A 26004-nucleotide genomic window follows, 5' to 3' on the forward strand; every position below is an offset into this window, starting at 1 on the left:
AACGACCTCAGTACATGCCGCACCATCTTCCCGGCGGGTAGTCGGCGCGGAGGAATCCGGAGATACCGCCGTAGGTGATTTCGAGGGCCCGAAGCGGTGACCGGCGGGCGGCAGCCGGGTCAACACGTCTTCTCTGAACCGTGTTGCTGTTCGGCGTCGAGGATGTCCGCGATGCGACGCCTGAGCGCACGCTTGTCGATCTTGGACACATTGATCACGGGGAACTCGCCACACGGCTCGATGCGTTCGGGCCACTTGAACTTGGCGACACCGATCTCGTCGAGGAACCGCTGGGTCTCGGTGAGATCGGGAGCCTGTGCCCCGGGCCTCGGGACGACGAACGCGGAGGTTGTGGACGCGGCGCTGGAGGAGGACGCGCACGGGGTGACCGTCTTCTCGCCGGAGGGCGGGCAGCGGATGGGGCTCGCGGGGTTGGTCGACTCGGTTGTCCGGGACTGCGGCTTCGACCTGTGGGACGGTAAGCCGGCCGAGGTTTCGGTGGTTCTGGCCGGGGATCGTTTCGCGGTCGCCCGTGCGATCACGGGCGCCGAACTGGGCAAGCTGCCCGCGGAGTCCCTGATCCGGCTGCGTGCCGCTGTGGCGGCGCGTACCATGCCGGTGCTGGGTATCACCGGCACCGGTGGCTCCGGAAAGTCGTCGCTCACCGACGAGTTGGTGCGCCGGTTCCGGGTCGATCAGCAGGACAAGCTGCGGATCGCGGTGATCGCCGTCGACCCGATCCGGCGGCGCGGCGGCGGTGCGGAGCTGCTGGGTGACCGGATCCGGATGAACTCCCTCGACGACAGCCGGGTGTCGATGACGATCAATGGGCCTGCGCCCGAGGAGGCGGCCGAGCTGCGTCCCGTGCGCAGGCCGACATCCAGGAGTGGTGCATCCAGCAGAAGGTCCGCAACTTCTACTCGGTGTCCAAGGCGCGGCTGTGGCCGGGCAGCTGCGGAGGTCGACACTCCAGCCGTCGTGCTGGCTTGCTGCGGGCTCCGCGCCACTCCGGCGTGACCCGGCCACCGCCGGCACCGACGAGGACGATGCGGGATGAGCCTCGGCGGATTGGGATGTTGCGTCACCCTGGCCTCGCCCTGGACCTGCTGGTCGCCATCGGGACGGCCGCCTGCGCCGCGTACGGCCCCGGCGGCGACCCGGCGCTTTCGGTCTCAGGGGCGACGTTCACCCAACTCGCCCTGGCGTCCTCGATGCCATGATCGTGGCAGGCTGACAGCACCGGCAGGATCCGCTCCACCCCGGCGGCGCTGCCCTGACAACTGCCGGTGCCGTAGTCGAAGACCATCGCCCACGACCCGCTGCTGCCGGGCTCGGCGGGCGACGCTGTCACTCCCACCTGCCCACGACGCGGGCTCGGCCACGATGTCCATACAGAAGCCCGCGGACCTGCTCGCCCCCTCAGCCGGTCTGGCCGTGCTCGCCAGCCGACCCGTACGGATGCCTCGCCCGCCGCAGGGGGCCAGTTCCCCGGGGCAGGACGGGGTGGCCCTGAGAGCCGACGGCAGCCGCCGCGGCCGGATGGTCACCCCACCGGTGCCTCGTCCAGGAGGATCGTCTTGCTCTCCAGGTAGGACAGCAGGCCCTGACGGCCGCCTTCGCGCCCGATGCCGGACTGCTTGAAACCGCCGAAGCCGATGCTGGAGTCGACGCGCAGGTTGTTGTGTCCGACCGTTCCTGACCGCAACCGTCCGGCGACGCGGCGGGCCCGGCTCGCGTCAGCGGTGAAGACCGACGCGTTGAGGCCGAAGTCGGAGTCGTTGGCGATCGCGACCGCCTGCTCCTCGCTGTCGGCCGGTATCACCGACAGGACCGGCCCGAAGATCTCCTCGCGGGCGATGGTGAAGCTGTTGTCCACCCCGGCGAAGACGGTCGGCTCCACGTAGTAGCCGCGGTCCAGGTGCTTGGGGCGGCCGCCGCCCGTGACGAGGCGGGCCCCTTCCTCGAGCCCCTTGGCGATGTAGTGCTCGACAAGGTCACGCTGGCGAGCCATGGCGAGCGGGCCCATCTGCGTCGCCTCGTCGAACGGGTCGCCGACCCTGACGGCCGAGAAGGCGGCGGCCAGGGCCTCGGCGAACTCGTCGTGCCGCTGTCGTGGCACCACGATGCGGGTGAGGGAGTAGCAGACCTGGCCGGCCAGTGTGGTCTCGGCGTTCGCCAGGATGGTGGCGGCCGACTCGAAATCGGCGTCGTCGAGGAGGACGGCGGCGCCCTTGCCCCCCAGTTCCAGGGTGCACCGGGCGATCCGCTCGCCGCAGAGCGAGGCGATCCGGCGGCCGGCGGCGGTGGAACCGGTAAACGCGATCTTGTCGACGCGCGGGTCACGGACGAGCAGTTCGGAGACCTCCCGGTCCGCGGTGACGACGTTGACGACCCCGGCCGGCAGACCGACCTCCTCGGCGACCTCGCCCAGCAGGAAACCGGCGGTCGGCGCCTCCGGAGGCATCTTGACGATCACAGTGCAGCCGGCGAGCAGCGCGGGTGCCAGCTTGGTCAGGCTCAGCGCCAGCGGAACGTTCCAGGGGACGATCACCCCGACCACGCCGACCGCTTCGTGGACCAGCAGGCCGTAGTCGCCGCCGGGCGCGTGCGACGGCCTCGGCGTGACCTTCTCCTCGAACGGGAAACTCGCGGCCAAGTCGGCGTAGTAACGGAACAGCCAGGGCGCCTCGCCCGTGAACGCCTTGGCGATCGCCCGGGTGGCTCCGGCTTCGCGGGGCCAGATCTGGTTGTAGTCCTCGATACGGGCCTCCAGCGCGTCGGCCATGGCGCGCAGGTACCCGGCCCGTTCCTCGTGGCTCAGCCGGGGCCACGGGCCCTGGTCGAATGCCTTCCGTGCCGCGTCGACGGCGTGCTCCATGTCGGGAGCCTGAGCCTCGGCGGCCCGCAGGAACGGCTCCTCCGTGTGGGAGTCGATCACCTCGAAGGCCGACGGGGACGACGGCTTGTGCCATGTGCCGTCGATGAAGAAGTGGTCGGGGTGCTTGAACGGAATGCGGTTCTCAGTCCTCGGGTTCATCTTCGCTCCGTGCTCGGGGTGGTTGCCTGCCGGCAGGGCTCTCGCCTGCGGGGCGCCATGATCCGGCGGTCTACCGGGAGATTAACAGAAAGCCTTTCTCTTATCCAACGTCGGGTGGAAGATCGCTTGGTAGGCTGCTGGTCGTGGCCCAGTACGAGTCCTTCCGGCGAGCGAGACGACCGGAGCAGAAAGAGCACCGCCGAGCAGTGATCCTCGAAGCCGCGGCGCAGCTCGCCGCGTCGAAGGGCGTCCGCTCCGTCAACCTCGGGGACATCTCGCTCGCGGTCGGACTGTCCAGGTCGAACGTGCTGCGCTACTTCGGAACCCGCGAGGAGATCTACCTCCAGCTCGCCGCCGAGCGCTACCAGGACTGGGCGAGCCGCGTCATCGCGCGCCTGAGCCGGTCCGCGGTCGTCGCACCGGCCGAGGCCGCGGCCGTCCTGGCCGACTGCCTCGCGCAGGACACCCTCTTCTGCGACCTGATCGCCGAAGGTGCCTCCGCCCTCGAACACAACGTCTCCGAGGACGCCGTCCGGGCGTACAAGCAGACGGTGTTCGGAGTTATGGACGACGTCGCCGACGTTCTCGCGGAACGCTGCGAACAGTTGGGGAAGGAGCAGGCCGACACGGTTCTCTCGGCGGCGATCGTACTCACCGCCGGCATGTGGCCCTGGAGCAATCCGTCGCCCGTGGTCGCCGAGCTCTACCGCACGGAACCCGACATGGCGCGCCACCGCTTCCAGTTCGTCCCCGCGCTGAGCCGGCTACTGGAGGCGGTCGTTCACGGGCTGGCCGGACAAGCAGGTTCGGCTCAGGCGCCGTCGGACGAGTGAGCGCCGCCGACCCCCGCACACCGGAAAACTCGCCCACTGGAGACGCGGGAACTCCCGCGCTGGGGCTCGGGCAGCAGGAAGATGTGGCGTCCCTTGCCGGCGATGTTGCCCGTGCATGTCAGTCGGTCGTCGCATTCCGGGCGTGCCTTGCGGGGAAAGAGGACGGACAGCCGGGGGTGTCCGTCGCCCAGGGTGGGTTTCCAGGGCGGGCTGGTGATCCCGTGTGGGCAGGTCAGGGTGCATCCGCTTGGTGAGCTCCGACGAGGGGTGCTCCACCTCGGGCAGTTCGGACCGCTTGGCCGCGGTCGGCGTGGACCAACCGGCCGTCCTTCTTCACCAGCTGTCCGGCGGCCACGACGACAACACCTGATCCCGTGGACGTATGGATGACCTCGTGACGCAAGAAACTGCGACCGCCGCGGCGATGGTCTCGTAGGGGTTCGCGCCGGCCAGGCCCATGACGGTTGTAGCGCGATCCAGGAGGCGAGAACGCTGGTGTACAGCAGCACCGCCGCGGCGTCCTGCAGTGCCGTCCCGCCGTACTGCTCGGCGAGGGTGAAGACGAGGTTGCCCAGGTCCTTCTCCTTGAAGTGCGGGTGTCAGGGGCCTGCGACGGCGGTTGCGATGGTCCGCAGCTCGTCGGCATGGGGACGCTGCCCAACCCGTTCGTCAGCGTCGTACGGGTCCTCATCGTGGTCACGGCCGTCGCCGGTGTCCTCGCCGCGCTGCGGCTGTGCTCCCGCCGCCCGCCTGCACCCAGCTCGCAGGCGCGACCAACCGGCACCGGCCGGACACCCGCGCACCGCACGAGCGGCCGACGTGCACCCGGCGCTACTGCGTCGTCGGCGCCGGACCGTCCGGGATGATCACGGCCCGCAACCTGCTGCGCGAGGGCGTTCCGTTCGACTGGTACGAGCGCAACCCGGACTTCGGCGGGATCTGGGACCCCGAACTCTGTACAGTCACATCACCGAGCTGGAGTACGCAGCACTGGCCCAAGCCCCCCATGGACCCGGCCGACCTGTCCGGCTGTGCCGGGCGCCTCTTCGACCACTTCGCCGTCCGCCCCGACCACTACCGGCTGATCGGCTGGGGGCGTCTGGAACTGACGGACGCCCTCGCAGCTCCGGGCAACCCCATCCAGGTATCCACGGCGCGCAAACTGGAGCAGTTGTGTCAAGCACAGCTGGCCGGACAGCTCGATCCCTCCTGGGACCCGGTGGACATCCTTGCCTTGGTCAGCCGGCTCGCCCTCACCTGGTCCGCCCGGCCGGAACTGCGTGCCTGCGTCGAGACGCAGGCACAGGACAACTCACTGCCCGCGCGCCGCACCGCCCTTGTTGCCGCTGTCGAACGGCTTTTTCCCTCGGCGGGGCACGGTCCGTCAGGCCATCGTCGCCTTGGCCCCCCGGAAGAAGCGAAGTGGCTTCGGCCGGGGAGAACCAGCAGCGGCCCAACGGCACGTCACCGTGCTCAGATCTCCACCAGGTAGCTGGTGAACCCGCCGTCACCGCTGGAGACACCCGAGATGGCGTCGTTGATCTCGTCGAGCGGCCAGGACTTGGGCTGCAGTACGGAGATGTCGACCGCTCCGCTGCCCAGCAGCCCGGCGAGTTCGATGCCTTCGGCGGCGGTGAACCAGACCGAGCCGATGAGTTCCATCTGCTCGTCCATCCACCACTTCACGTCGACACCCAACTCACCTGCGGTGCCACCGATGTTGACGATCCGTCCGCCCCGCCCGACCCCGCGCATCGCGTCGCCCAGCGAGTCGAGGGAGGCGACCGCCCCCAGGGTGTCGATCATGAAGTCCGCGCCCCGGCCTCCGGTGCGCGACCTCACCCACTCCGCGGTGCCGCCCTCACGGTTGGAGAAGATCTCGACACGGTCCGGGGCGAGATCCCTCAGCCGCTCCAGGAGCGGCACACCGCGGGCGATCGCGAAGACGCGGGAGACGCCCAGCGCGAGGGCGACGAGGGTGACGCCGACGCCGAGGGTGCCCGACGCGCCGTTGACGATCAGCGTCCTGCCCGCGAGGGGGCCGAGCTTCTTGACCGCCGCGTACGACGTGCCGAGGTAGCCCAGCCGGGTGGCCTGCCGGAACTCCAGGTTGTCGGGGAGCTTCACCAGGGCGCTCTGCGGGGCGAGCATGTACTCGCAGAAGCCGCCGTAGGGGTAACGGGCGAACATGTCCAGGCTGTTGGGGTTGTAGCCGAAGTAGCCCCCCAGGGTCCAGTAGTCGCACTTCTGCGGTGTGCCGGACCCGCAGGCGTGGCAGGCGCCGCACGAGCGGCCCGGGTTGACGTAGACGCGGTCTCCGGGTCTGACCCCCACGACCTGCTCGCCGACTTCGTGTACGACGCCCACGGGGTCGAGGCCGAAGATCGCCGGGAGCGGGGGCAGCGGCATCTGGGGGTACCACGTCTGCCAGTTGGCGAGCACGTTGGCCAGGTTCGGCACCATGCCGCAGCCCTTGACGGCCACCACGACGTCCGTGCCGGTCGCGGTCGGCCGCGCTACGTTCTCGATCTGCATCTTCTCGCCCACGGCGTGCAGCCGCGCGGCGCGCATCAGTTCGGTCATCATCTCTCTCCGGCTCGTGTGCGATCAGTACTCGGGCGCGATCGTCACGCGCATCCCGTCGAGGGCGGGGCCGAAGACGAGTTGGCAGGACAGGCGCGAGTTCTCCGCGAGGTCGTCACAGGCGTCGAGGAGGTCCTCCTCGTCCGGCGACTTGGGGGAGAGCTCGGCGCCGGGTGGCAGGCTGTCGACGTAGACGTGGCAGGTCGCGCAGGAGAGCGAGCCGCCGCAGATCGCCTCCAGTTCGTCGACCCCGGCATTGCGGATGTTCTGCATGAGGGACAGGCCCGTGCGCGCTTCGACCGGGTGCGACGCGCCGTCCCGCGTAGTGACTGTGATCTGCATGTTTCTGGTTCCTTCGGGGGCGGGATCAGGCCGACTGGGCCAGGTCTTTGAGGGGAGTGTGCGCATCGGCCAGCAGCGCGGGGTCCACCCGGCTGCCGGCCGCCACGAGCCGACGGCCCTGCAGGTAGTCCCGGGCCGTGTTGACGCAGTCCAGGGCGATGATCGCGCCGTCCTTGAGGTAGACGAGCGTGAAGCTCCTGGTGCCGGGGTCGCCGCGCAGGACGGTCCGGTCGTGGCCGTGGCTCAGGCCGACGGTCTGCAGGCGCAGGTCGTACTGGTTCGACCAGAACAGCGGGATCAGGCGCAGGGGTTCGGGCCGGCCGCTGATCGCCTTCGCCGCGGTGTCCGCCTGCTCGGCGGCGTTCTGCCGGGACTCGATACGGATGCCGGGGCCGCCCCGCACCACCGCGCAGTCGCCGGCGGCGTAGACGTCCGCGAGCGACGTGCGGCACAGGTCGTCCACCAGGACGCCCAGCGTGCCGGGTGCCGCCTCCGCTCCCGCCGACAGGAGCGGTTCGACCGCAGGTTCGATTCCGATGCCCACGATCACCTGGTCGGCGGGGACCACCAAGCCGTCCGTGAGACGCACCCCGCTCACCGCGCCGTCCCTGCCCACGATTTCGGCGACCGCCGTCCCGAGGCGCAACTCCACGCCCTTGGCGCGGTGTTCGGCCTCGTAGAAACGGGAGAGGGGTTCCGCGGCGACGCGGGCGAGGACGCGGTCCAGCGCCTCGATCACCACGACCTCCTTGCCCAGTTCGCTGAGTACGGCGGCGGCCTCAAGACCGACGTAACCGCCACCGATCACCACGATGCGGTGACTGTGCGGCAGGGCCGCGACCAGCCGGTCGCAGTCCGCCTTGTCGCGGATCGCGTGTATGCCGCTCAGGTCGTGTCCGGGGCAGCGCAGCCTGCGCGGAGTGCCTCCGGCGCACCAGACCAGGCTGCCGTAGCCGATCGTGGTGCCGTCGTCGCAGGTGACGGTGTGCGCCTCGGCGTCGACGGCGGTCACCCGCCGGCCGGGGGAGAGAGTGACCTCGTGCTCGGGCCAGAACTCGTCCGGGCGGAGCAGGAGTTGGGCGAAGTCCTTCTTGCCGGCCAGGTACTCCTTCGACAATGCGGGACGCTCGTACGGTGCCACCGGCTCGCTGCCGAGCAGGCAAACGCTCCCCTCGAACCCGGACTGCCTCAGGGAGATCGCCGTCTGCGCTCCCGCATGCCCGGCGCCGACGATCAGGCAGTCGTAGTGCTCACCGGTCATCGCGGCGCACCGCCGATCAGGACGAAGCACATCGTCGCGGTCCTGTCGCCCTTGTTCCGCCACGCGTGCCGGGTCCCGCCCTGCACGACCACGTCGCCCTGGCGCAGGTGCGTGGTCGCCCCGTCGTCCAGTTCGAGCCAGATCTCGCCGTCGAGGACGATGTCGTAGTCGAGTGTGTCGGTCCGGTGCATGCCGGGCGCGTCCGGTTCGAACCGCTCGGCCAGGCCGGGGATGAACTCCCGCTGCTCGGCGTCCGCGGCGGCCGGGTCGAACTCCGGGCCGCCCATAACGGTGTCGGGCGGGAAGGTGACGATCATCAGGCGGGTCTCACCCGGGGCCGGGGGGATGCGCAGCCGGGGCGGGGCGGTCTCGCCCTCGTCCTGCGGCAGCGCGGGGGGCGCCGCGGTGGCGTAGACGACCGAGGTCGTCATCCCGGGGATCGAGGCGTAATGGTGGACGTTGGGGACGGGCCCGTCGGAGACGAAGACCGACTTGCCGTCCCTGACCGCGGTCACCACACGCCGTGGGACCCGGGTTTCGGCGGTCTCATTCATAGGTCAGGCCCTTCTCCTGGAGGCGGGCGCGCATCGAGTTGACGTCGAGGCTGAGCCGGCCGGCGGCGTAGAGCCCCCGCTTCTCCTCCTCCATCGCCGCCCGGCGGCGGGCCGCCTCGAGCACCTCGGCGGCGGACTCGCGCGCGACCACGCACACCCCGTCGTCGTCCGCGACGATCACATCGCCGGGCCTGATCAGGGCGCCGCCGCAGACCAGGGGGACCTGGACGTCGGCGAGGGTCTCCTTGACGCATCCCTGGGCGCTGACCGTCTTGCTCCAGACGGGGAACTCCATGGCGCGCAGTTCCGCGACATCGCGCACTCCGGCGTCGATCACGAGCCCGCGCAGGCCTCGCGCCCGCGCCGACGTGGCGAGCAGGTCGCCGAAGTAGCCGTCGTCGCAGGGTGAGGTCGGGCTGACCACGAGGATGTCGCCCGGCCGGGCCTGTTCCAGGGCCGCGTGGATCATCCAGTTGTCCCCGGGCGGCACCTCGCAGGTGAGCGCCGGGCCCGCGACGACCCGCCCCGACTGGCGCGGCCGCAGGCGGTGGTCGAGGAGCCCGGTGCGGTGCTGCGCCTCGTGCGTGGTCGCCACGCCGAGTTCAGCGAAGCCGGCACAGGTCGCCGCGTCGGCGCGTTCGACCGTGGTCACGATCCGGGCCATGGTCAGGCACCCCGGACGAAACTGGTGTCGAGCGCCCCGGCCGCGTCGGCGAGCCGCTCCGGGGCGAGCAGCCCGGCACGGACCATGAGGTCCGTCGTGGTCTCCCAGGCCTTGGGCGAGACGGCCAGCCCCGCCGGCCACATGCCCATGTCCCGTGTGTACGACAGCCCCCGGGCCGCCAGGTCCGGGGCGTCCGGCGTGGTGATCCGCTGGTAGATCGGCAGCGTGATGCCGTCCTGCGTGGGGTCGTTGACGATGTCGTGTGCCTCGGCCAGCGCGGTGATCAGCCGTTCGACGGTGTCACGGTTGCGGGCCGTCCAGTCGTTCCTGCCGATGACCGCCGCGAAGACGACTTCGGGGAGCGCGTCGTTCACCTCGCCGATCAGGCGGTACCCCTCGCGCTCGGCGAGGAAGTTCCACGGCGCGGGCTGGGGCGCGCAGTCGATCTCGTCCTTCTGCAGCGCCGCCCACCGGGTCGTGTGCACACCGGCGAGGACGAACTCGTAGTCACCGGGATAGGACAGCCCCTCCCTCTGCAGCATGATCTGCGTGTAGAGCGCCGTTCCCTCGGTGAGGGAGGAGGTCCCGATCCGCTTTCCGCGCAGCTCGGCGACGGAACCGACCTCGGGACGGGCGACCAGCGACATGGGAAGCCGCAGCGAGTTGGCGGCGACGATGCGCAGGGCGCCGCCTGCGACGTGGTCGGCGACCGCGCCCTCGGGCGGGGTGATCGCCAGGTCGGCGGTGCCGTCGCGTACGGCCGACGTGGCCTTGTCGACGGAGCCGAGTCGCTGGTACTCGATCTCCAGCCCGTGCTTGCGGAACAGACCCAGTTCGTCGGCGACGAACACGGGGAGCCAGTTGAAGCCCTGGGCGCCGCCGGCGAAACGGACGGGTGTCAGGTCGGAAGTCATAGGAGGGGACTCCAGTTCGGGGTGTGCGTGAGGTTCAGCGCCCTTGCGCGGTGAGCAGCGCGTCGAGCCGGGGGTAGACCCGCCGGGCGTTTCCTTCCAGGACGGCATGGCGGGACTTGTCGTCGAGGCCGAGCGCGTCGATGTAGCGCTTGGTGTCGTCGAAGGGGTGGCCCGTCTCCGGGTCCACGGCCTTGACGGCGCCCAGGAGTTCGGACCCGAAGAGCAGGTTCTGTGGATCGACGACTCGGAACAGGGTGTCGATGCCGGCCTGGTGGTACACGCAGGTGTCGAAGTACAGGTTGCGCATGAGGTGTTCGGACAGCGGTGGTTTGCCGAGGGCGATGGACAGGCCCCGGTAGCGGCCCCAGTGGTAAGGAGCGGCGCCGCCGCCGTGCGGGATGATCAGCCGCAGGTCCGGGTGCCGTTCGAAGAGGTCGCCCTCCAGCAACTGCATGAAGACGACGGTGTCCGCGGCGATGTAGTGGGCGCCGGTCGTGTGCAGGGCGGGGGAGCAGGAACCCGACACGTGGATCATGCCGGGCATGTCCAGGCGGGTCATCGCCTCCCATAGAGGATCCCACCAGGGGTCATACAGGGGAGGCGCCGACCAACTTCCCCCGGAGGGATCGGGGTTGATGTTGCACCCCACGAAGCCGACCCCCGCACAGCGCTCCAACTCGGCGACGACGGGCGCGAGGCCGCCGTCGACCGTCTGGGGCAGCTGGCACACGGCGGCGAAGTTCCTCGGGAACAGCTCGCAGACGCGTCGTACGGTGTCGTTCGACAGCCGGGCCCACTCCGTCGCGATGTCCTGACCCGGGACGTGGTGTCCCATGCCCGAAGCGCGGGGCGACAGGAGGGTGAGGTCCGAGCCCCGCTCGCGCTGCATTCGCAGCTGGTTGTCCGTGATGATCGCGGTCAGGGCGGCGTCGTCGACCCCGGCGTAGCCCGGGCGGTCCTGCGATCGCCCCTCGGCGAAGTCCACCTGGGCGGCGCGGAAGGCACGGAACTCCGGCGGTTCGGTCGTGAAGTGGCCGTGGCAGTCGATGGCCAGGCCCGTCGTGGTTCCCATCTCACGCGTCCCAGACGGCGGGCAGGTCCGTGACCCCGCGGAAACGCCAGCCCTTGGCCGCCACCTCGCCACTGTCGCCGAGTCGCAGGTTGGGCAGCCGGATGAAGGCCTCCTCCAGGGCGATCGTCCCCATCGCCCGGGACAGGGCGTGGCCCGAGCAGAAGTGCGGCCGGAAGCCGAAGGAGAGGTGCGGCCGCTTCTTGCGGAACATGTCGAACCGGTCCGGGTCATCGAAGCGGCTCGGATCCCGGTTGGCCGACGCCATGACGATGGCGACCGAGGAGCCCGCCGGGATGGTCGTACCGGCCACGACGACGTCTTCGGTGGCGACGCGCGGGGTGACGCCGATGGGGGCGATCCAGCGCAGACCCTCGTCGAAGGCGCGCAGGGAGTGCTCCTGCGGGGCGTCGGCGACCACCCGCGCCTGCTCCGGGTTGAGCAGCAGTCCCGCGCAGGCGTTCGCGGCGGCGTGGCCGGGTTCCTGCAGACCGCCGAGGATGATCACCTTCATGGTGGGCAGCACCTCGGCGAAGGCGCGCATCTCGCCCTCGGGCAGGCCGCCGTGCACCACGTGGCTCATCAGGGTGTGGTCGGGCTTGGCGGCCACCCGCTCGTAGAGCGCGCCGAGTTGGGCGTCGATCTCGGCCAGCGCCCGGTCGAGCCGCTGCCATACGGCCGGGTCGTCACCCACGTTCTGCAGGCCGGCGCTCATCGCGTGGAACCACTCGACCAGCGTCTCGTTGGCGGTGTCCGTGAGTCCGATGACGTCGCCGACGCAGCGCACCGAGATGGGTTCGAAGAGGTCGGCGGTCAGGTTCGCCGACCCGCGTGGCGCCAGCTCGGCGAGACACCGCTCGACGACCGGACGGGTCAGGGCCTCGACGTAACCCCTGACCCGTTCCAGGGTGAGGTTCTCGTCGATGCCCAGGCGGAGCAGCTGATGGTCCTCGCCCGTCATGGACAGCACGTTCGGCATGCCCATCACCCGGGCCTCGGGCCTGTCGGGGCTGCCGGACGGGCCGAACACGCGGTCGTTGGCTCCCACCGCGCGGCAGTCCTCGAAACGGGTGACCAGATATTCATGGGTGCCTTCGAAGAAGGCCACGGGGGCTTCCTCACGCAGGCGGGCGTAGACGGGATAGGGGTCCCGGTACAGGTTCTCGCCATTGAGTTCCAGCGCAGACATCACGGGCCGATCCAATCCGGATTCGAGTCTGACTTCGGATTCCAATGAGTATTTGAGTGCTCTCGGTGTGATGTCAATACGTTGGACGCCGGTAAGTGCTCGAGCTTCATGGCACGCAAAGCGTCGGGTCTTCAGGTGTTTCAAGATCTCTTGTTCGATCCGTTGACAGCCGCCGAGGTGAGACATACGGTCCGGAACTCGAAGACCGACTGGTATCTGAAGAGTCGGTGAATGGACGCTCCTGCTCAGTCACTCCCCGGAAAGAGATGACGATGACCGATGCGACGACGCATCTGCCCACCCTCCCGGACGAGTTGGTCCGTGAGCTGGCGGCGGTCGTCGGTGACGACTCCCTCCACGTCGAGCGAACGAAGGTCGACGAGTTCAAGGACGCCTACTGGATCCCCGGCGACGAGACGTACGCCGCCTCGGCGGTCGTGCAACCCACCTCCACGGCGCAGGTGCGGGAGATCGTCCGCCTGGCGGGCAGGTACGGGGTCCCCGTGTGGCCGCACAGCCAGGGCCGCAACCTCGGCCACGGGGGAGCGTCACCGCGGGTGCGCGGCTCGATCCAGATCGGGTTCCAGAAGATGAACCGTGTCCTGGAGATCAACGAGGAGCTGGCGTACGCGGTGGTCGAGCCGGGTGTGACCTGGTTCGACCTGTACCACGCCGTACGGGCGGGCGGCCACCGGCTGCTCACCCCCTGCCCCGACCTGGGCTGGGGCTCGATCGTCGGCAACTCGATGGACGCCGGCCACACCTACCAGCACTACGGCGCCGACTACATGCTCCCCACCGGGCTCGAAGTCGTCCTCCCGGACGGCGACCTGCTGCGCACCGGAGCCGGAGCGCTCCCGGACGGCCACGCGTGGCACGTGTACAAGCGGAACCTGGGACCGTCGCTGGACCGGCTGTTCGTCCAGTCCAACCTCGGCATCGTCACCAGGATGGGCGTCTGGCTCAAGCGTCTGCCCGAGGCCTACGCCCCGGTGATGCTGTCGATCGGCGAGGACGCCGACCTCGAGGCCGCGGTGGACACCCTGCGGGAACTGCGGCTCGCGGGACACCTGGAGGGCGCCCCCGCGCTGTTCTCCACCCTGCGCGCCTCCCACATGCTGCGCGATCTCCCCGTGACCGCCTCCCATCAACTCACCGCCACCGAAATACGGGAGATCGGCGAGCGCACCGCGGTCGGCGCGTGGGCCGCGCGGGCAGCCGTGTGGGGCGACAACGAGATCGTGCGGGCCAAGCTGAGACGCATCAAGGAGGCCTGGGCCAAGATCCCCAGCGGCCGGGTCGAGGCCCGCCGGCTGTACGAGCCCGACGAGTACGACGAGATCGTCATGTCCGCCGACCAGATCATGATCGGCATCCCGACCCTCAAGGCGATCGAGAGCACCCCGGACCACGTCGCCCACATCGACGTCGCACCCGTCGTACCGCTGCACGGCCCCCAGGTGCGGAGCATGGTCGAGGCGGCCCGTTCGCTGGTGCTCGACGCGGGTGCGAACTTCGGCGCCACCGTCGTGGTCACCGGAGAGCGCTCGTGCGTGGTGATCATCGGCATCCGCTACGACAGGACGGATCCGTCGGACGCACGGGGAGCCTTCGACCTCGCGAAACAGCTGGTCGCCGCGGCCGGCGCACTCGGCTACGGAGAGTCCCGCCCCCACCTGGAGTGCATGGACCTCGCCGCCGACCAGTACTCCTTCAACGGCCACGCCTATCAACGGTTCGTGCAGAAGATCAAGGACGCCGTCGATCCGGACGGCATCCTCGCGCCCGGCCGCCACGGCATCTGGCCGGCGTCCTACCGGGGCGCCCGCGACAGCGCATGACTCGCCCCCCTCCCACGCATCACCTCACGCAGAACAGGACGGTGTCACCCGATGGCCGATGCGACACACGACACGGCACTGCGTGTCGACGCACTCGGAGTGAGCTTCCAGGGTGTGCAGGCACTCCAGGACGTCTCCTTCTCGATCCCGGCGGGCGGCGTCTCGGCCGTGATCGGGCCCAACGGAGCCGGGAAGACCACGCTGTTCAACTGCATCAGCGGGGTCGCCCGGCACACCGGCAGGGTCGAACTGGAAGGACGCGACCTGAGCCGGCTGCACGCCGACCGCCGCGCGGCCCTGGGCATCGCGCGCACCTTCCAGACTCCGCTGCTGGTACCCGAGCTCAGCGCCCTCGACAACGTCCTGCTCGGCGCCCACTCCCGGATGGAAGGGGGCCTGCTGGGCGCGATCCTGAGGCCGCCCGCGGTGGCACGGGCCGAGCGGGCGATGCGCGCCCGGGCCTCCGAACTGCTGGGCCGCCTCGGCCTGGACCGGTCCCAGGACCACCGCGTCGACAGCCTCCCGCACGGCGACCGTCGCCGGGTCGAGGTGGCCCGCGCTCTGATCGCCGAGCCGCGGCTGTTGCTGCTCGACGAACCCGCGGCCGGTCTCGGCGCCGACGAGGCGTCCGAACTGCTCGGCGACGTGCGGGCGTTCGCGGCGGACACCGGGATGACCTGCGTCCTCGTCGAGCACGACGTGGGCCTGGTGATGCGGGTCTCGCGTCATGTGGTCGTCCTGGACGCGGGCCGGCTCCTCGTGGCCGGGGCCCCCGCCGAGGTGGCGGCCGACGAACGGGTGATCGCCGCCTACCTGGGCGACGACTGGTCGGAGGTGGGAGTGTGAGCACCACGCTGCTTCGGACGCGGCGGCTCGTCGCGCGCTACGGCTCCGTCGAGGTCCTGCACGGGATCGACATCGCCGTGTCGGACGGCGAGATCGTCGTCCTCCTCGGTCCCAACGGGGCCGGCAAGACGACCCTGCTGCGGGCCGTCTCCCGCCTGGTGTCGACACGGGGAGCCATCGAGTACGGCGCCGACGACATCGCCGGCTGGAGCGGCGCCCGCACGGCCCGCGCCGGTGTCGGTCATGTGCCCGAAGGGCGCGGCACGTTCGTCGACCTGACCGTGGAGGAGAACCTCCGCCTCGGCGGCCTGGCCCGTCCCCGTGACCAACGGGCCCTCGTCCGCGAGGACTTCGCCCTCGTCTACGACACCTTCCCGGTGCTGGCCGAGATGCGCGGGCGTGCCGCGGGCCTGCTCTCGGGCGGTCAGCAGCAGATGCTCGCGATCGGACGTGCCCTGATGGCCCGCCCACGCCTGCTGCTCATCGACGAGCCGTCCCTCGGCCTCGCGCCGCTGCTCACCCGGCAGCTCTTCGAGGCACTGGCCCGGATCAGGGGCGAGTGGTCGACCTCGCTGCTGATCGCGGAGCAGAACGCACGGCTCTCTCTCGACATCGCCGACCGGGTGATCGTCCTCGCGGGCGGACGCGTCGCCGCCGCCGGACCCGTGGGGGAGTTCCGCGACGGCGACGTGATCAAGCGCGCGTACCTCGGCGAGACGGACGGCGGCGCGGAAGCGATCGGAGTCAAGAAGTGACCGAACTGTTCCAACAGGTGCTGGACGGGCTGAGTTCAGGGCTGGTGTACGGCATCCTCGCCCTCGCGCTCAGCGTCGTCTTCCAGGGCACGGGCATGCTCAACTTCGCCCAGGGCGAGATGGCGACGCTGTCCGCCTTCCTCACGCTGGTCCTCCTCAACACGGGACTGCCCTTCTGGGGCGCGGTTCCCGTGGTGGTCGTCCTGTCCGCGGCGGGCGGAGCGCTCATCGAGCGGGTGCTGGTCCGGCGCGTCGAGGGCGCGGGGGAGCTTCCCCTGCTCACCCTCAGCGTCGCCCTGCTCCTCGGGCTGAACGCGCTCATGGCGATCGTGTGGACGACCGACCCGCGAACGTTCCCCAGCCCCTTCGGCAAGGGGCTGATCGAGTTCGCCGGTCTGCGGATGACCGTGCAGCAGGTGGGATCACTGGTCATGCTGCTCGCCGTCATGGCGGCCACCGCGGCCCTGTTCAACCGGACCGGGGTCGGACTGCGCCTGCGCGCTGTGGCGCAGAACCCGGCCTCCGCCACCGTTCTCGGCCAGCACCAGGGCCTGTGGCTCATGATCGGCTGGGCGATCGCCGCGGCGGTCGGCGCCTTCGCGGCCATCGTCGCCGCGCCCGTCCTGACCCTCTCGCCAGGGATGATGACCTTCCCCCTGCTGCTGGCGCTGGCCGCCGGAACGCTCGGCGGCCTGGCGAGCCGGGTGGGAGCGGTGGTCGGCGGGGTGCTCGTCGGCATCACGAACGGGCTGGCCGGCCGGTATGTGCCCGGCCTCGACGGAGACCTCGCCGTCGTCGCCCCGTTCCTGCTCACCGCCGCCGTTGTGACCCTCAAGCCGACCGGGCTCTTCGGCAGGACCAGGACGGTGCGGGTATGAACACACTGCGCCGCCTCGCCGTCCCCGGCGGCTGGACCGCCGCCCTGGCCGTCGGCCTGGTCATCCCCTTCCTTGTCTCGGACTACGACCTCCTCGACCTCTCCCGGGTCCTCACCATCGCCATGGCCGTGGCCGGGCTCAACCTCCTCCTGGGACACTCCGGCCAGATCAGCGTCGGCCACGGCGCCGTCTTCGGCCTCGGCGGATACGCCGCTCTCGTCGCCGTCACCAAGAGCGGCTGGCCCTGGGTACCCGCCGTCCTCCTGGCCGGCGCCCTGTGCCTCGTGTTCGGCCTGCTGATCGGCGGCCTGGCCCTGAGAATGGGCGGCGCCAACCTCGGCCTGCTCACGATCGCCGTGGCCGCGGTCTTCCCGCTCGTGATCATCCGCATGAAGTCCACGACGGGCGGCACGTTCGGCCTCTCGCTGGCCCACCCCGGCATCCAGCCGCCCGCGGGCACGGGGCTCACCCCGGCGCAGTTCGGATTCCTCGTCTGCCTCCTCGTCCTCGCCCTGACCCTCCTCCTGCTGCGCAACCTGGTGACGGGAACGAGCGGCAGGGCCCTCGCCGCAGTGCGCACCAGCCCCCTGCTCGCCGCGGCGAACGGGGTGAACGTCACCCGTGTCAAGCTCACCGCCTTCGCCGTCAGCGCGGCCGTCGCGGGAATCGGCGGCGCGCTCTACGCCCTCGCCCTCGCCATCGCGGTACCGGACAGCTACCAGATCACCCTCTCCATCACCCTGCTCGCGGCCAGTGTCGTCGGCGGCAGCCGCACCTGGGCGGGCGCACTCGTCGGCGCGGCGATCGTGGTCTACCTGCCCACCGCCGCCGAGAACGTCGTCAGCGGCGACTCCTCGGGCAACTGGGCCCAACTCGTCTACGCCTGCGGACTCGTCCTCTGTCTGATCCTCGCGCCCACCGGACTGGCCGGCGGCTTCACCCTCCTCCTGGCCCGCGTCGCGCGCACCACCGACTCACCCTCCGCACCCGCTCACCTCCCCGTAGAAAAGGAAGTTCGATGAGGAACTACCCGACGAAGCTGGTCGCCCTCGTGGCCGTGGCCGCCGCCACGGCGACCGCCTGCTCCGGACGCTCGGCCGGATCGCAGACCGACAACAGCGACATCGTGATCCGCGCCAGCTACCCGCTCAGCGGAGTCCTGTCGTCCGCGGGCGTCTCGGCGGACGGGGCAGCCGCCTACTTCAAGGCGGTCAACGCCGCCGGCGGCGTCAACGGACGGAAGATCGACTTCAAGGTGAAGGACGACGCCTTCGACCCCTCCCGACTCGTCTCCAACAACACCGAGTTCGTCCAGAAGGACCACGCGACGGTCGTCATCAACTTCGGCGGCATCGCGGTCGCGGCCCGGCCCCAGCTCAACACGGCGGGCGTGGCCCAGATCGTGCAGGGCGGCGAGACCGTGCTGAGCGACGTGAAGAAGTTCCCCGACTCCCGCGCGTTCGTGCCCGACATCTCCTGGGAGGGCGAACTCCAGGGCCGCTACATCAAGGAGGAGACCCCCAAGGCCGTCGTCGGTTTCATGGGCTTCAACAACGAACTCGCCGACAGCCAGCTCGCAGGGCTCGCCAAGGCCGGCGTCAAGCCGGTCAAGGCGCTCAGACTCCCGCCCGGCCAGGGAGACGTCGCCTCTCAGGTCACCGAGCTCAAGGCGGCCAAGGTCGACACCCTGGTCGTCACCCTCGGCCCGCCGACCCTGGGCGCGCTGCTCTCCTACATGGGCCAGATCGACTACCACCCCCAGGTCTTCATCGGCAGCCCGTACGCGGACTTCGCCAGCACGGTCAAGCCCGCCGGCGCGGCCAACGTCAAGGGCGCCCTCTCCTACCAGTGGTTCAAGGACCCGCAGAACCCCGCGGTGCACAACGAGAAGGCGCTGGTGCAGTACCGCGCAGACATGGCGAAGTACGCGCCCGAGGCGGACGCGAACCAGTCGTTCGCGCTGACCGGGTACGGACTTGCCGCGGCCGTCGTCTCCGCCCTCAAGGACGCCAAGGAAGTCACCAGCAGCGGCTTCCTCTCCGCCTGGGACTCCCTGTCCAAGGTCCAGGACCCGCTCCTCATCGAGGGAGCGCACCTGACCGGAGAAGCGGACGGCCGGCTGGTGCACGAATACCAGCTCCACGAGTTCAACGGCACCAGTTGGCTGCCCCAGGGTCCTGTCCTCAATGTCTCCCAGAACGGAATTGCCGACTGATCCGCCCTGATTGGCCGGGCTGGTGAAGACAACTGTCGACAGGCATTCACCAGCCCGCGTCCAACTTTCGGGACGGTACACTTGCACGCGGTTCAACACCGGGCGGTTCCGCCATGTGCGGCGAATCGAGTGGGGAGAGCATCATCATGGCGAGGCTGACGCGAGAGCAGAGCCAGGCGCTCACGCGGGAAAAGCTCCTGAACGCAGCGCGGGACGTGGTCGCACGGGAGGGCTACGAGGGTGCCTCGGTCGAACGCATCGCGGACGAGGCAGGCTTCTCGAAAGGGGCCTTCTACTCGAACTTCTCCTCCAAACAGGACGTACTGATGCAACTCCTGGAGGGGAACGCGGGGCACGACGTCGAAGAGCTCTCCGAATTGCTGCGCGAGGTCACCGATCCGGACGCCGTCATCGAAATCGTGGCCCATTGGTCCGACACGCGTACGGCGGAACAGAAATGGGGAATCATCGCCATCGAATTCCTGCGGCGTGCACGGCGTGACGGAAATCTGGGAATGCGGCAGCGGCAGCTCTTCGTGAGCCAGTGGGAAGAAATCGGAAGACTTCTGCTCGATAAACTCGCCCTGGGACGCGACGGGAGAATCAGCGCCCTCGACATGGGCGGAATCGTGCTCGAACTCACCTACGGCGGAATCTCGGGATTCCTCCGCGCCAATACCGCCGGTCAGATGGTGCGGCACGTGCTCAGGTCGTTCCGCGACTCGGCCAGGTCGGCACAGGCGACATGACGCCCGTGCCCCAGCCGCACATCGCGAAGGAACTCCTGCGGACGGGCGGTTGACGAGCAGGTGGTCGCGGAGCTGACCCAGGGCGCGGGCCCAGCTGGTGCCGCCGGGATCGGAGGGATCGTCGAGGACCGCCGATCCGAGGAAGCCGTATCCCGGCCTGGGCGCCACCCCCGTGCGCGAAGCGCGCTTCGGCGACGGCTGTCCCCTCGGCGCTCTCCAGGCCCACGAGGTCCATCGGCGTGGGCGGTGGCGACACCACCCAGGCCGATGATTCGGGGAAGCCCTGGTGGGCGACCGGCACCAACTCGTCCCGCGTACGACGGCGGGTGTCGACCGGCCCGGCTACACGGTCACCAAGCCCGGCGGACGTCAACGCGCCGCCGTCGCCGTTCTCCTGTGGCGGATTTCCCACAGCGAGGACGAACCCGCCGACAGCGACGGCTGAACGCACGACGCCCCCGAAGGAGTCACCGTGGGCGACTGGTTCAACGCCTACGACGCTTACGTGGACCGTGCGCCTGCTCCATCCTGGCCTCGGACTGGACGAATACGACCTCGCGGGATATTCGCTGGGGGCTCGGATCGTGGTGAGGATGCTGGTGCGAAGAGCGGCACCGGGCCGTGCGGTGGTCGCGGGCCAGGGCCTCTCGGAGGTGCTGGGCGGCGAAGGCGGGATGGAGCCGTACTTTGCCTGGCCCATCGCTTGAGCCGCTTCGCCAGGGCAGGGCGGGTAAAGGGGCCGAGTAGCGTCGGACGACACCACGCCGCCCGGTCACCACCCTCTCCCCCTCACTGACCTTGACGTTCGGCGTAGCCGAGGCGGAGCAGCATGAGGCAGCGCTCGGCGACGAGGGCCCGGTCTCCTGCGTCCCTCGCGTGGTGCAGTGCACCGTCGAGCATGCGAGGGATGAGCAGCAGGTCCTCTGTGGTGACTTCAGGCCGCACCTGGCCTGCGCGTTGGGCTGCCGCCAGTGGGCGTTGGAAGACGTCAGCGGCCTGTTGCCGCACCCGGACAAAAGCTGCATCTCCGTCGCGGCTCTCCCGGACGACGTCGGCCAGGTGGTGGAGCCGTACCTGGCCGTCGGCCATGGCGGTCAGCAGGGCCTCGAAGGGTTCGGGGGTGTCCTCCCGCCCGGCGGTCACATCGCGCAGCCGATCCACTTCCTCCTGGATCAGTGCCTCAGCCAGGGCGCCGCGATGGGGGAAGTGGCGGTAGAGCGTCGCCTGCCCTACGCCGGCGCGGCGAGCGACCTCGTAGAGCGGCGCCTGCTGGGAGGTGGTGAACATCTCCCGCGCGGCGTCCAACAGCAGGCGCCGGTTGCGCCGGACGTCACTGCGTGCCCCTGAGCCCGAATCCACCGTCACGCAACCAGTCCAGGGGGATCCGGCTCCGGAGATCGGACAACATCCTCCGAACGGTTAATTTTATCCGTTTGACCGTAGGCTGGGCGTGACACGGCGGAGCCGCAGCGGCTCCGCCCTGGAAGAACACTTCACGACCCAGTCGTTCAGGGAGGCCAACGCGGACGATCCTCTCGGGGCGCTGTACCGCCTGCTGGCCGAGCGCGGACACACGACGGCCGGCAACTGGGATCGGCTGGTCGCCGGTATCCGGCGCGGATGAGCGGAGACGGACGGCCGCGCTGACGCATGTCCGGCCCACCCCGCCGGGGTCGGCTGCGTGGTTCTGGTCCCCGACGGCCCCACCATCGCGGGCACGCACCGCACGCCGAACTGCCCGCGGCGCGCGGCCGGACTGCCCGACACCGGCGCCCACCACGGCCTTCCGCACCGGAGGACGCGTCGTCAGCGCGTTCCCCGGGGCTACTATCGGGGCCATGACGGAACGCTCGCGAGATGCTGGAACAGGCACCAGGCCGGAGGGGACGAGCGGGGGGACGGTCAAGCGGGCCGCGGGACGTCGCCCCACGAAACCGAAGGCCACGGGGGACACCGCCAAGCGGCCGACGGCCCGGCGGGAACTCGTCGAGAACGAGATCTTCGAGCAGGCGTCCCTGCTCTTCGCCGAGCGCGGATTCTCCGGTACCAACCTGGGAGACATCGCCGAGGCCATGGGCATCACGCGCCCTGCCCTCTACTACTACGTGAAGAGCAAGGAGGACCTGCTCGCCAAGCTCGTGGCACAGATGACGGAGGGGCCCGCGGCGGAGATCGAGGCTCTGGCCGCCGACGAAACCGTCGACCCGGCCGTCAGGCTGCGCGAGATCGCCCACCTCATCGCGTTCCAGCGGGCCAGCCAGCCCAAGCGCTTCCAACTGCTGTTGCGCTCCGAGGCCGATCTGCCGCCGGAGGCCGCCAAGGCCCACCGCGCCGGTATGCGGGCCGCCATGCTGGGTCTCATGCGCGTGATCGAAGAAGGCATCATCAAGGGCCAGTTCCGGCCCGTCGATGCCCGGGCGACCGCGCTGGCCGTGGCCGGAATGTGCAACTGGGTCGCATGGTGGCACCATCCCGGCGACCATCACTTCACGGATGCCGAAGCAGCCGGACATGTCGCCGATCTGGCGGTGGCCATGGTGATGAGGTCGGCGGACCGGACACCTGAGGGCGCCGGGCCCAAGGCGGCGCTGGCCCTGATCCGGCAGGACCTCGACTACCTCGAGCGCATCCTGGAAGCCTGACCACTCGCGGGCCGGTCCCATCGCGCCCGGCACGATGCGGAGGTACGGCGCGGGGGTGACGCGATGGCATACCCGAGACTGACGCGACCGGCTCGGGCATCAGACCCAGGTGGTCGGTAATTCGGCTGATCCGCTGAGGCGGTACGAACCGGACGATGGAGGGGTTCCCAGCCAGGTACGGGGCCACATGCCCCGTATCAGCGCTGTCCGTACTCTCGATCGGAGTCGTGCCCGTGACCACCGCCGCGCCCGTCGGCCCCCGCCCTCACACCACCGTGGCCGCCCGCGCCATCGAACTCTCCAAGGTCTACGGCCACGGCGAAACCCGGGTCGTCGCCCTCGACCGGGTCTCCGTCGACTTCGGGCAGTCCCAACTCACCGCGATCATGGGCCCCTCCGGGTCCGGCAAGTCCACACTGATGCACTGCGTCGCCGGTCTCGACGGTTTCTCCTCCGGCTCGGTGCGTGTCGGCGATATCGAGCTCGGGTCCCTGAACGACCGACAGCTCACCGCACTGCGCCGGGACAGGATCGGTTTCATCTTCCAGGCGTTCAACCTGCTGCCGACGCTCACCGCGCTGGAGAACATCACGCTCCCCATGGACATCGCGGGGCGCACGCCGCACCAGCAGTGGCTGGACACCGTCATACAGATGACCGGTCTGCCCCGCCGGCTCGGCCACCGCCCCGCCCAGCTCTCCGGCGGCCAGCAGCAGCGGGTCGCCGTCGCCCGCGCGCTCGCCGGCAGGCCGGACATCGTCTTCGCGGACGAGCCGACCGGGAACCTGGACTCGCAGTCGGGTGCCGAGGTGCTCGGCTTCTTGCGTGATTCCGTGCGGGAGATGGGCCAGACCGTGGTCATGGTCACCCACGATCCCGTTGCCGCCGCCTACGCGGACCGGGTCGTCTTCCTCGCCGACGGGCGGATCGTCGACGAGATGTACGAGCCCACCGCGGTTGGCGTCCTCGATCGCATGAAGGCGTTCGGCGACGTGTTCCGTACGAGCTGAACGGCACACGTCTCCAGCTCTCCGGCCCCTCTCCCACCTCACCAGGACACCATCACCATGTACCGCACAGCCGTGCGCAACGTTCTTGCGCACAAGGCCAGACTGCTGATGACCATGCTCGCCGTCGTGCTCGGCGTCGCGTTCGTCTCGGGCACCCTGGTCTTCACCGACAGCCTCGCAGCCGCCTCCCGCGCTCAGGCGGCCAGAAGCTACGCGCATGTGGACGTCGAGGTCCGTTCCTATGCCGACGCCTCAGGGAAGGATCCCGGCCTCGACCGGAAGTTGTTCGACGAGATCGCCCGGCTCGACGGAGTCGCGGACGCCGTCGGACGGGTCGGCGGCCTCACTTCCGTCGTCGGCAAGGACGGCCGGCTCCTCGGGACCGACAATTCCAACTTCGGCGCCAATTTCGCGCCGGGGAAGGACGGCAAGGACGGGCTCTACACGTTCACCGACGGCGGCGGCCCCACCGAGGCCGGGCAGATCGCCCTCGACAGGGCCTCGGCGCAGAGGGGCGGCTACGCCGTCGGCGACACTGTGCGCGTCGCCCTCGCGGGGCCCGCCAAGACGTACAAGCTCTCCGGGATCTTCACGACCGAGGCCGGCACGGTGGGCGACGGCGGCAGCCTGGTGCTGTTCGACACCGCGGAGGCCGAGCGGCTCTACTCCCGGCCGGGCATCTATCACACCATGACCGTCACCGCCGCTCCCGGAGTCTCGGACAGCGAACTGGCCGCCGCCATCGGCAAGCTGCTTCCCGACCACGCGGACGTCCAGACGGGACGTCAACTCGCGGGCTACGAGGCCGGGCTGGCCGCGGGAGACGCGGCCAAGCTCAACACGCTGCTGCTCGTCTTCGCGGGCGTCGCCCTCTTCGTCAGCGTCTTCCTGATCGCCAACACCTTCACCATGCTGGCCGCCCAGCGCACCAGAGAACTCGCCCTGCTGCGTGCCGTCGGAGCCTCCCGCAAGCAGGTCACCCGGTCCGTGCTGGCCGAGGCGATGGTGGTCGGCACCGTCTCCTCCGCCGTCGGCCTGGGGTTCGGGGTCGCCACGGCCACCGTGCTCCGCGCCACGATCGGTGTCTTCGGCCCGCGGATGACGCACGGGCCGTTGGTCGTCACGTTCACGAGCGTCCTGGCCGCGGTCCTGGTCGGTGTCCTGGTCACCATGCTGGCCGCCTGGCTCCCGGCCCGTCGCGCCGCGAAGATCCCGCCGGTCGCGGCTATGAGCAGCGCGCATCTGCCGGCGAGCGACAAGTCACTGCTCCTGCGCAATTGCCTCGGCGCCGTGATCACGCTGATCGGCGGCACGGCCGTGGTCGCGGGTGCGGGGGCCGGTGGCCACGCGGGTGCGGCGCTCGTCGGCTTCGGTGCGTTCCTCACTCTGGTCGGCGTCATCGTGCTGATCCCGTTGCTGTCGCGGTTCGCGATCGCGTCCGTACGACCGCTGCTGCGGCGAGGCTTCGGGGTCTCGGGCAGGCTCGCGGGCCAGAACGCCGTACGCAATCCGCGCCGCACCGGCGCCACCGCCTCCGCACTGGCCATAGGACTCACGCTGGTCACCGCACTGACCGTGCTCGGGGTCACCTTTTCTCACGTCGTGGACAGGATGACCTCCGAGGTCGTCAAGGCCGACTACATGGTCACCACGGACACCGGCGGCGGCCTCGACGCTTCGGCGGTCGCCGCCCTGCGAAAGGTCGAGGGCGTCAGAGCGGTCTCGCAGGAACAGCTGGGTTCGATGGAGATCGGCGGCAGTCAGCAGGAAGTCTCCGGAGTCACCCCCGCGGACTTCCTCGCATCCATGCGTCTCACGGTCGTCTCCGGCTCGCTGGACACGCTTGCCGAGGGGCGGATCGCCGTCGCCGACAGCGTCGCGCGGTCCCATGGATGGCGGGCCGGGGACACCCTGCCCGTCACGTACGACGACTACAAGCACGGCAGGCTGACCGTCGGGGCGGTCTTCGAGAGCAACGTCGTCCTTTCGCCCGTCGTCGTCTCCACGGACGTACTGGAACCGCACGAGCCCGACAGGTTCCTCCAGCGGATCTACGTCATGACGGACGGCCGGACGACCGAGAAGGCGCTCGCCGGTGCCCTTGCCGGGCACCTGGCGATCAACGTGGGCGACCGGCAGGACATCCGGCACGAGTTCGGCGGGTTCCTCGACATCGCACTGAACGTCCTGTACGGACTCCTCGCGATCTCCCTCGTCATTGCGGTGCTGGGGGTGGTGAACACCCTCGCGATGTCGGTCTTCGAGCGGCGCCGGGAGATCGGGATGTTGCGGGCGATCGGCCTCGACCGGCGGGGTGTGAAGCGGATGATCCGGCTGGAGTCCGTGGCCGTCTCGCTGTTCGGCGCGGTGATCGGGATCGGCCTCGGAGCCTTCCTGGGCGGGGCCGTCGGCCAGGTCGTCAGGGAGCGCATCGTCGGCTACTCATTGGTGCTGCCATGGGACCGGTTCGCGCTCTTCCTGCTGCTGGCGGGGTTGGTCGGCGTGCTGGCCGCCCTGTGGCCGGCCCGCAGGGCGAGCAGACAGAACGTACTCACCGCCATCGGGAGCGAGTGACCGGTCGGGCAACCGATCCGAGCCGGAAACGGGCGTACGAGCGGCGGG

The 26004-nt window shown here is 69.9% G+C and carries 26 protein-coding genes and 1 pseudogene; 16 read left to right on the forward strand and 11 right to left on the reverse strand.

The window, feature by feature from the left end; all coding sequences use genetic code 11:
* Positions 1-381: 381 nt before the first annotated feature.
* Positions 382-813 (forward strand): annotated as a pseudogene (locus ACLZN2_RS18720) (methylmalonyl-CoA mutase); the annotation flags it as partial.
* Between the two features lie 268 nt (positions 814-1081).
* On the opposite strand, the gene ACLZN2_RS18725 reads toward ACLZN2_RS18720, so the two are convergent.
* Both ACLZN2_RS18725 and ACLZN2_RS18730 read right to left on the reverse strand, forming a co-directional pair.
* Positions 1082-1351: a hypothetical protein gene (locus ACLZN2_RS18725; RefSeq protein ID WP_416979618.1), complete on the reverse strand. Its 270-nt coding sequence runs from the start codon at positions 1349-1351 to the stop codon at positions 1082-1084.
* Positions 1352-1543: 192 nt separating this feature from the next.
* Complete coding sequence (locus tag ACLZN2_RS18730) at positions 1544-3037, reverse strand: aldehyde dehydrogenase (protein WP_416979619.1); 1494 nt, start codon at positions 3035-3037, stop codon at positions 1544-1546.
* 143 nt (positions 3038-3180) lie between these two features.
* Between ACLZN2_RS18730 and ACLZN2_RS18735 the strand changes: the two genes are divergently transcribed.
* The 3 genes from ACLZN2_RS18735 (at position 3181) to ACLZN2_RS18745 (ending at position 5362) form a co-directional block, all read left to right on the forward strand.
* A complete protein-coding gene (locus ACLZN2_RS18735; protein WP_416979620.1) occupies positions 3181-3870 on the forward strand; it encodes a TetR family transcriptional regulator in 690 nt (229 codons plus the stop codon).
* 247 nt (positions 3871-4117) lie between these two features.
* The gene (locus tag ACLZN2_RS18740) at positions 4118-4240 is read left to right on the forward strand and encodes a hypothetical protein (RefSeq protein WP_416979621.1); all 123 of its coding nucleotides are present in this window, start codon (positions 4118-4120) and stop codon (positions 4238-4240) included.
* A 363-nt stretch (positions 4241-4603) separates the two neighbouring features.
* Positions 4604-5362 (forward strand): NAD(P)-binding protein, encoded by a 759-nt coding sequence (locus tag ACLZN2_RS18745; RefSeq protein WP_416979622.1) that lies wholly within the window; start codon positions 4604-4606, stop codon positions 5360-5362.
* Here the strand turns inward: ACLZN2_RS18745 and ACLZN2_RS18750 are convergent.
* From ACLZN2_RS18750 to ACLZN2_RS18785, 8 genes are read right to left on the reverse strand one after another with little or no spacing between them, the layout of a single operon-like run.
* A complete protein-coding gene (locus tag ACLZN2_RS18750) occupies positions 5344-6456 on the reverse strand; it encodes an alcohol dehydrogenase catalytic domain-containing protein (protein WP_416979623.1) in 1113 nt (370 codons plus the stop codon). The two genes, ACLZN2_RS18745 and ACLZN2_RS18750, sit on opposite strands and share 19 nt — an antisense overlap.
* A 21-nt stretch (positions 6457-6477) precedes the next feature.
* Complete coding sequence (locus ACLZN2_RS18755) at positions 6478-6795, reverse strand: 2Fe-2S iron-sulfur cluster-binding protein (protein WP_416979624.1); 318 nt, start codon at positions 6793-6795, stop codon at positions 6478-6480.
* Between the two features lie 25 nt (positions 6796-6820).
* The gene (locus ACLZN2_RS18760) at positions 6821-8056 is read right to left on the reverse strand and encodes an NAD(P)/FAD-dependent oxidoreductase (protein WP_416979625.1); all 1236 of its coding nucleotides are present in this window, start codon (positions 8054-8056) and stop codon (positions 6821-6823) included.
* Positions 8053-8610 carry a cupin domain-containing protein gene (locus ACLZN2_RS18765; RefSeq protein WP_416979626.1) on the reverse strand — a complete coding sequence of 186 codons (558 nt, stop codon included), beginning with the start codon at positions 8608-8610 and terminating at the stop codon, positions 8053-8055. The genes ACLZN2_RS18760 and ACLZN2_RS18765 overlap by 4 nt, the downstream gene beginning before the upstream one ends.
* On the reverse strand, positions 8603-9274 hold the full coding sequence (locus ACLZN2_RS18770) for a 4-carboxy-4-hydroxy-2-oxoadipate aldolase/oxaloacetate decarboxylase (protein ID WP_416979627.1): 672 nt from the start codon (positions 9272-9274) through the stop codon (positions 8603-8605). Before ACLZN2_RS18770 ends, ACLZN2_RS18765 begins: the two co-directional genes overlap by 8 nt.
* Before the next feature lie 2 nt (positions 9275-9276).
* Positions 9277-10188 carry an ABC transporter substrate-binding protein gene (locus tag ACLZN2_RS18775; RefSeq protein ID WP_416979628.1) on the reverse strand — a complete coding sequence of 304 codons (912 nt, stop codon included), beginning with the start codon at positions 10186-10188 and terminating at the stop codon, positions 9277-9279.
* Positions 10189-10222: 34 nt separating this feature from the next.
* Positions 10223-11242 carry an amidohydrolase family protein gene (locus ACLZN2_RS18780; protein WP_416979910.1) on the reverse strand — a complete coding sequence of 340 codons (1020 nt, stop codon included), beginning with the start codon at positions 11240-11242 and terminating at the stop codon, positions 10223-10225.
* Positions 11243-11261: 19 nt separating this feature from the next.
* Positions 11262-12446, reverse strand: coding sequence for a cytochrome P450 (locus ACLZN2_RS18785; protein ID WP_416979629.1), 1185 nt, complete (start codon positions 12444-12446; stop codon positions 11262-11264).
* 272 nt (positions 12447-12718) lie between these two features.
* Here ACLZN2_RS18785 and ACLZN2_RS18790 point away from each other — a divergent pair, with 272 nt between their 5' ends.
* The 8 genes from ACLZN2_RS18790 (at position 12719) to ACLZN2_RS18825 (ending at position 20175) form a co-directional block, all read left to right on the forward strand.
* Positions 12719-14287 (forward strand): FAD-binding oxidoreductase, encoded by a 1569-nt coding sequence (locus ACLZN2_RS18790; protein WP_416979630.1) that lies wholly within the window; start codon positions 12719-12721, stop codon positions 14285-14287.
* A 51-nt stretch (positions 14288-14338) separates the two neighbouring features.
* Positions 14339-15133, forward strand: coding sequence for an ABC transporter ATP-binding protein (locus tag ACLZN2_RS18795; RefSeq protein ID WP_416979631.1), 795 nt, complete (start codon positions 14339-14341; stop codon positions 15131-15133).
* The gene (locus tag ACLZN2_RS18800; RefSeq protein WP_416979632.1) at positions 15130-15888 is read left to right on the forward strand and encodes an ABC transporter ATP-binding protein; all 759 of its coding nucleotides are present in this window, start codon (positions 15130-15132) and stop codon (positions 15886-15888) included. Before ACLZN2_RS18795 ends, ACLZN2_RS18800 begins: the two co-directional genes overlap by 4 nt.
* Positions 15885-16766 carry a branched-chain amino acid ABC transporter permease gene (locus ACLZN2_RS18805; protein ID WP_416979633.1) on the forward strand — a complete coding sequence of 294 codons (882 nt, stop codon included), beginning with the start codon at positions 15885-15887 and terminating at the stop codon, positions 16764-16766. The genes ACLZN2_RS18800 and ACLZN2_RS18805 overlap by 4 nt, the downstream gene beginning before the upstream one ends.
* A complete protein-coding gene (locus ACLZN2_RS18810) occupies positions 16763-17788 on the forward strand; it encodes a branched-chain amino acid ABC transporter permease (protein WP_416979634.1) in 1026 nt (341 codons plus the stop codon). Before ACLZN2_RS18805 ends, ACLZN2_RS18810 begins: the two co-directional genes overlap by 4 nt.
* Positions 17785-18981: an ABC transporter substrate-binding protein gene (locus tag ACLZN2_RS18815; protein WP_416979635.1), complete on the forward strand. Its 1197-nt coding sequence runs from the start codon at positions 17785-17787 to the stop codon at positions 18979-18981. Before ACLZN2_RS18810 ends, ACLZN2_RS18815 begins: the two co-directional genes overlap by 4 nt.
* A gap of 146 nt (positions 18982-19127) precedes the next feature.
* Entirely contained in the window at positions 19128-19730 is a 603-nt protein-coding gene (locus tag ACLZN2_RS18820; protein ID WP_416979636.1) for a TetR/AcrR family transcriptional regulator, read from the forward strand.
* Between the two features lie 286 nt (positions 19731-20016).
* A complete protein-coding gene (locus tag ACLZN2_RS18825; RefSeq protein ID WP_416979637.1) occupies positions 20017-20175 on the forward strand; it encodes a hypothetical protein in 159 nt (52 codons plus the stop codon).
* Between the two features lie 344 nt (positions 20176-20519).
* Here ACLZN2_RS18825 and ACLZN2_RS18830 read toward each other — a convergent pair whose 3' ends face one another.
* The gene (locus tag ACLZN2_RS18830; protein WP_416979638.1) at positions 20520-21095 is read right to left on the reverse strand and encodes a TetR/AcrR family transcriptional regulator; all 576 of its coding nucleotides are present in this window, start codon (positions 21093-21095) and stop codon (positions 20520-20522) included.
* An 85-nt stretch (positions 21096-21180) separates the two neighbouring features.
* Between ACLZN2_RS18830 and ACLZN2_RS18835 the strand changes: the two genes are divergently transcribed.
* The 4 genes from ACLZN2_RS18835 to ACLZN2_RS18850 all read left to right on the forward strand — a co-directional run bounded on the left by ACLZN2_RS18835 (position 21181) and on the right by ACLZN2_RS18850 (position 25956).
* Entirely contained in the window at positions 21181-21354 is a 174-nt protein-coding gene (locus tag ACLZN2_RS18835; protein WP_416979639.1) for a hypothetical protein, read from the forward strand.
* A 214-nt stretch (positions 21355-21568) separates the two neighbouring features.
* On the forward strand, positions 21569-22372 hold the full coding sequence (locus ACLZN2_RS18840; RefSeq protein WP_416979640.1) for a TetR/AcrR family transcriptional regulator: 804 nt from the start codon (positions 21569-21571) through the stop codon (positions 22370-22372).
* Between the two features lie 155 nt (positions 22373-22527).
* Positions 22528-23382, forward strand: coding sequence for an ABC transporter ATP-binding protein (locus tag ACLZN2_RS18845; RefSeq protein WP_416979641.1), 855 nt, complete (start codon positions 22528-22530; stop codon positions 23380-23382).
* 57 nt (positions 23383-23439) lie between these two features.
* Positions 23440-25956, forward strand: a complete 2517-nt coding sequence (locus ACLZN2_RS18850) for an ABC transporter permease (RefSeq protein WP_416979642.1) — start codon at positions 23440-23442, stop codon at positions 25954-25956.
* The last annotated feature ends 48 nt before the right edge of the window (positions 25957-26004 follow it).

Source organism: Streptomyces sp. T028 (assembly GCF_048159505.1).
Taxonomy (GTDB): Bacteria; Actinomycetota; Actinomycetes; order Streptomycetales; family Streptomycetaceae; genus Streptomyces.

Excerpts from the sequence above, each read along its gene's own strand:
- ACLZN2_RS18730 (WP_416979619.1), bottom strand. The coding sequence starts at position 3,037 with ATGAACCCGAGGACTGAGAACCGCATTCCGTTCAAGCACCCCGACCAC.
- ACLZN2_RS18750 (WP_416979623.1), bottom strand. The coding sequence starts at position 6,456 with ATGATGACCGAACTGATGCGCGCCGCGCGGCTGCACGCCGTGGGCGAG.
- ACLZN2_RS18755 (WP_416979624.1), bottom strand. The coding sequence starts at position 6,795 with ATGCAGATCACAGTCACTACGCGGGACGGCGCGTCGCACCCGGTCGAA.
- ACLZN2_RS18760 (WP_416979625.1), bottom strand. The coding sequence starts at position 8,056 with ATGACCGGTGAGCACTACGACTGCCTGATCGTCGGCGCCGGGCATGCG.
- ACLZN2_RS18765 (WP_416979626.1), bottom strand. The coding sequence starts at position 8,610 with ATGAATGAGACCGCCGAAACCCGGGTCCCACGGCGTGTGGTGACCGCG.
- ACLZN2_RS18770 (WP_416979627.1), bottom strand. The coding sequence starts at position 9,274 with ATGGCCCGGATCGTGACCACGGTCGAACGCGCCGACGCGGCGACCTGT.
- ACLZN2_RS18775 (WP_416979628.1), bottom strand. The coding sequence starts at position 10,188 with ATGACTTCCGACCTGACACCCGTCCGTTTCGCCGGCGGCGCCCAGGGC.
- ACLZN2_RS18785 (WP_416979629.1), bottom strand. The coding sequence starts at position 12,446 with ATGTCTGCGCTGGAACTCAATGGCGAGAACCTGTACCGGGACCCCTAT.
- ACLZN2_RS18790 (WP_416979630.1), top strand. The coding sequence starts at position 12,719 with ATGACCGATGCGACGACGCATCTGCCCACCCTCCCGGACGAGTTGGTC.
- ACLZN2_RS18795 (WP_416979631.1), top strand. The coding sequence starts at position 14,339 with ATGGCCGATGCGACACACGACACGGCACTGCGTGTCGACGCACTCGGA.
- ACLZN2_RS18810 (WP_416979634.1), top strand. The coding sequence starts at position 16,763 with ATGAACACACTGCGCCGCCTCGCCGTCCCCGGCGGCTGGACCGCCGCC.
- ACLZN2_RS18815 (WP_416979635.1), top strand. The coding sequence starts at position 17,785 with ATGAGGAACTACCCGACGAAGCTGGTCGCCCTCGTGGCCGTGGCCGCC.
- ACLZN2_RS18820 (WP_416979636.1), top strand. The coding sequence starts at position 19,128 with ATGGCGAGGCTGACGCGAGAGCAGAGCCAGGCGCTCACGCGGGAAAAG.
- ACLZN2_RS18840 (WP_416979640.1), top strand. The coding sequence starts at position 21,569 with ATGACGGAACGCTCGCGAGATGCTGGAACAGGCACCAGGCCGGAGGGG.
- ACLZN2_RS18845 (WP_416979641.1), top strand. The coding sequence starts at position 22,528 with ATGGAGGGGTTCCCAGCCAGGTACGGGGCCACATGCCCCGTATCAGCG.
- ACLZN2_RS18850 (WP_416979642.1), top strand. The coding sequence starts at position 23,440 with ATGTACCGCACAGCCGTGCGCAACGTTCTTGCGCACAAGGCCAGACTG.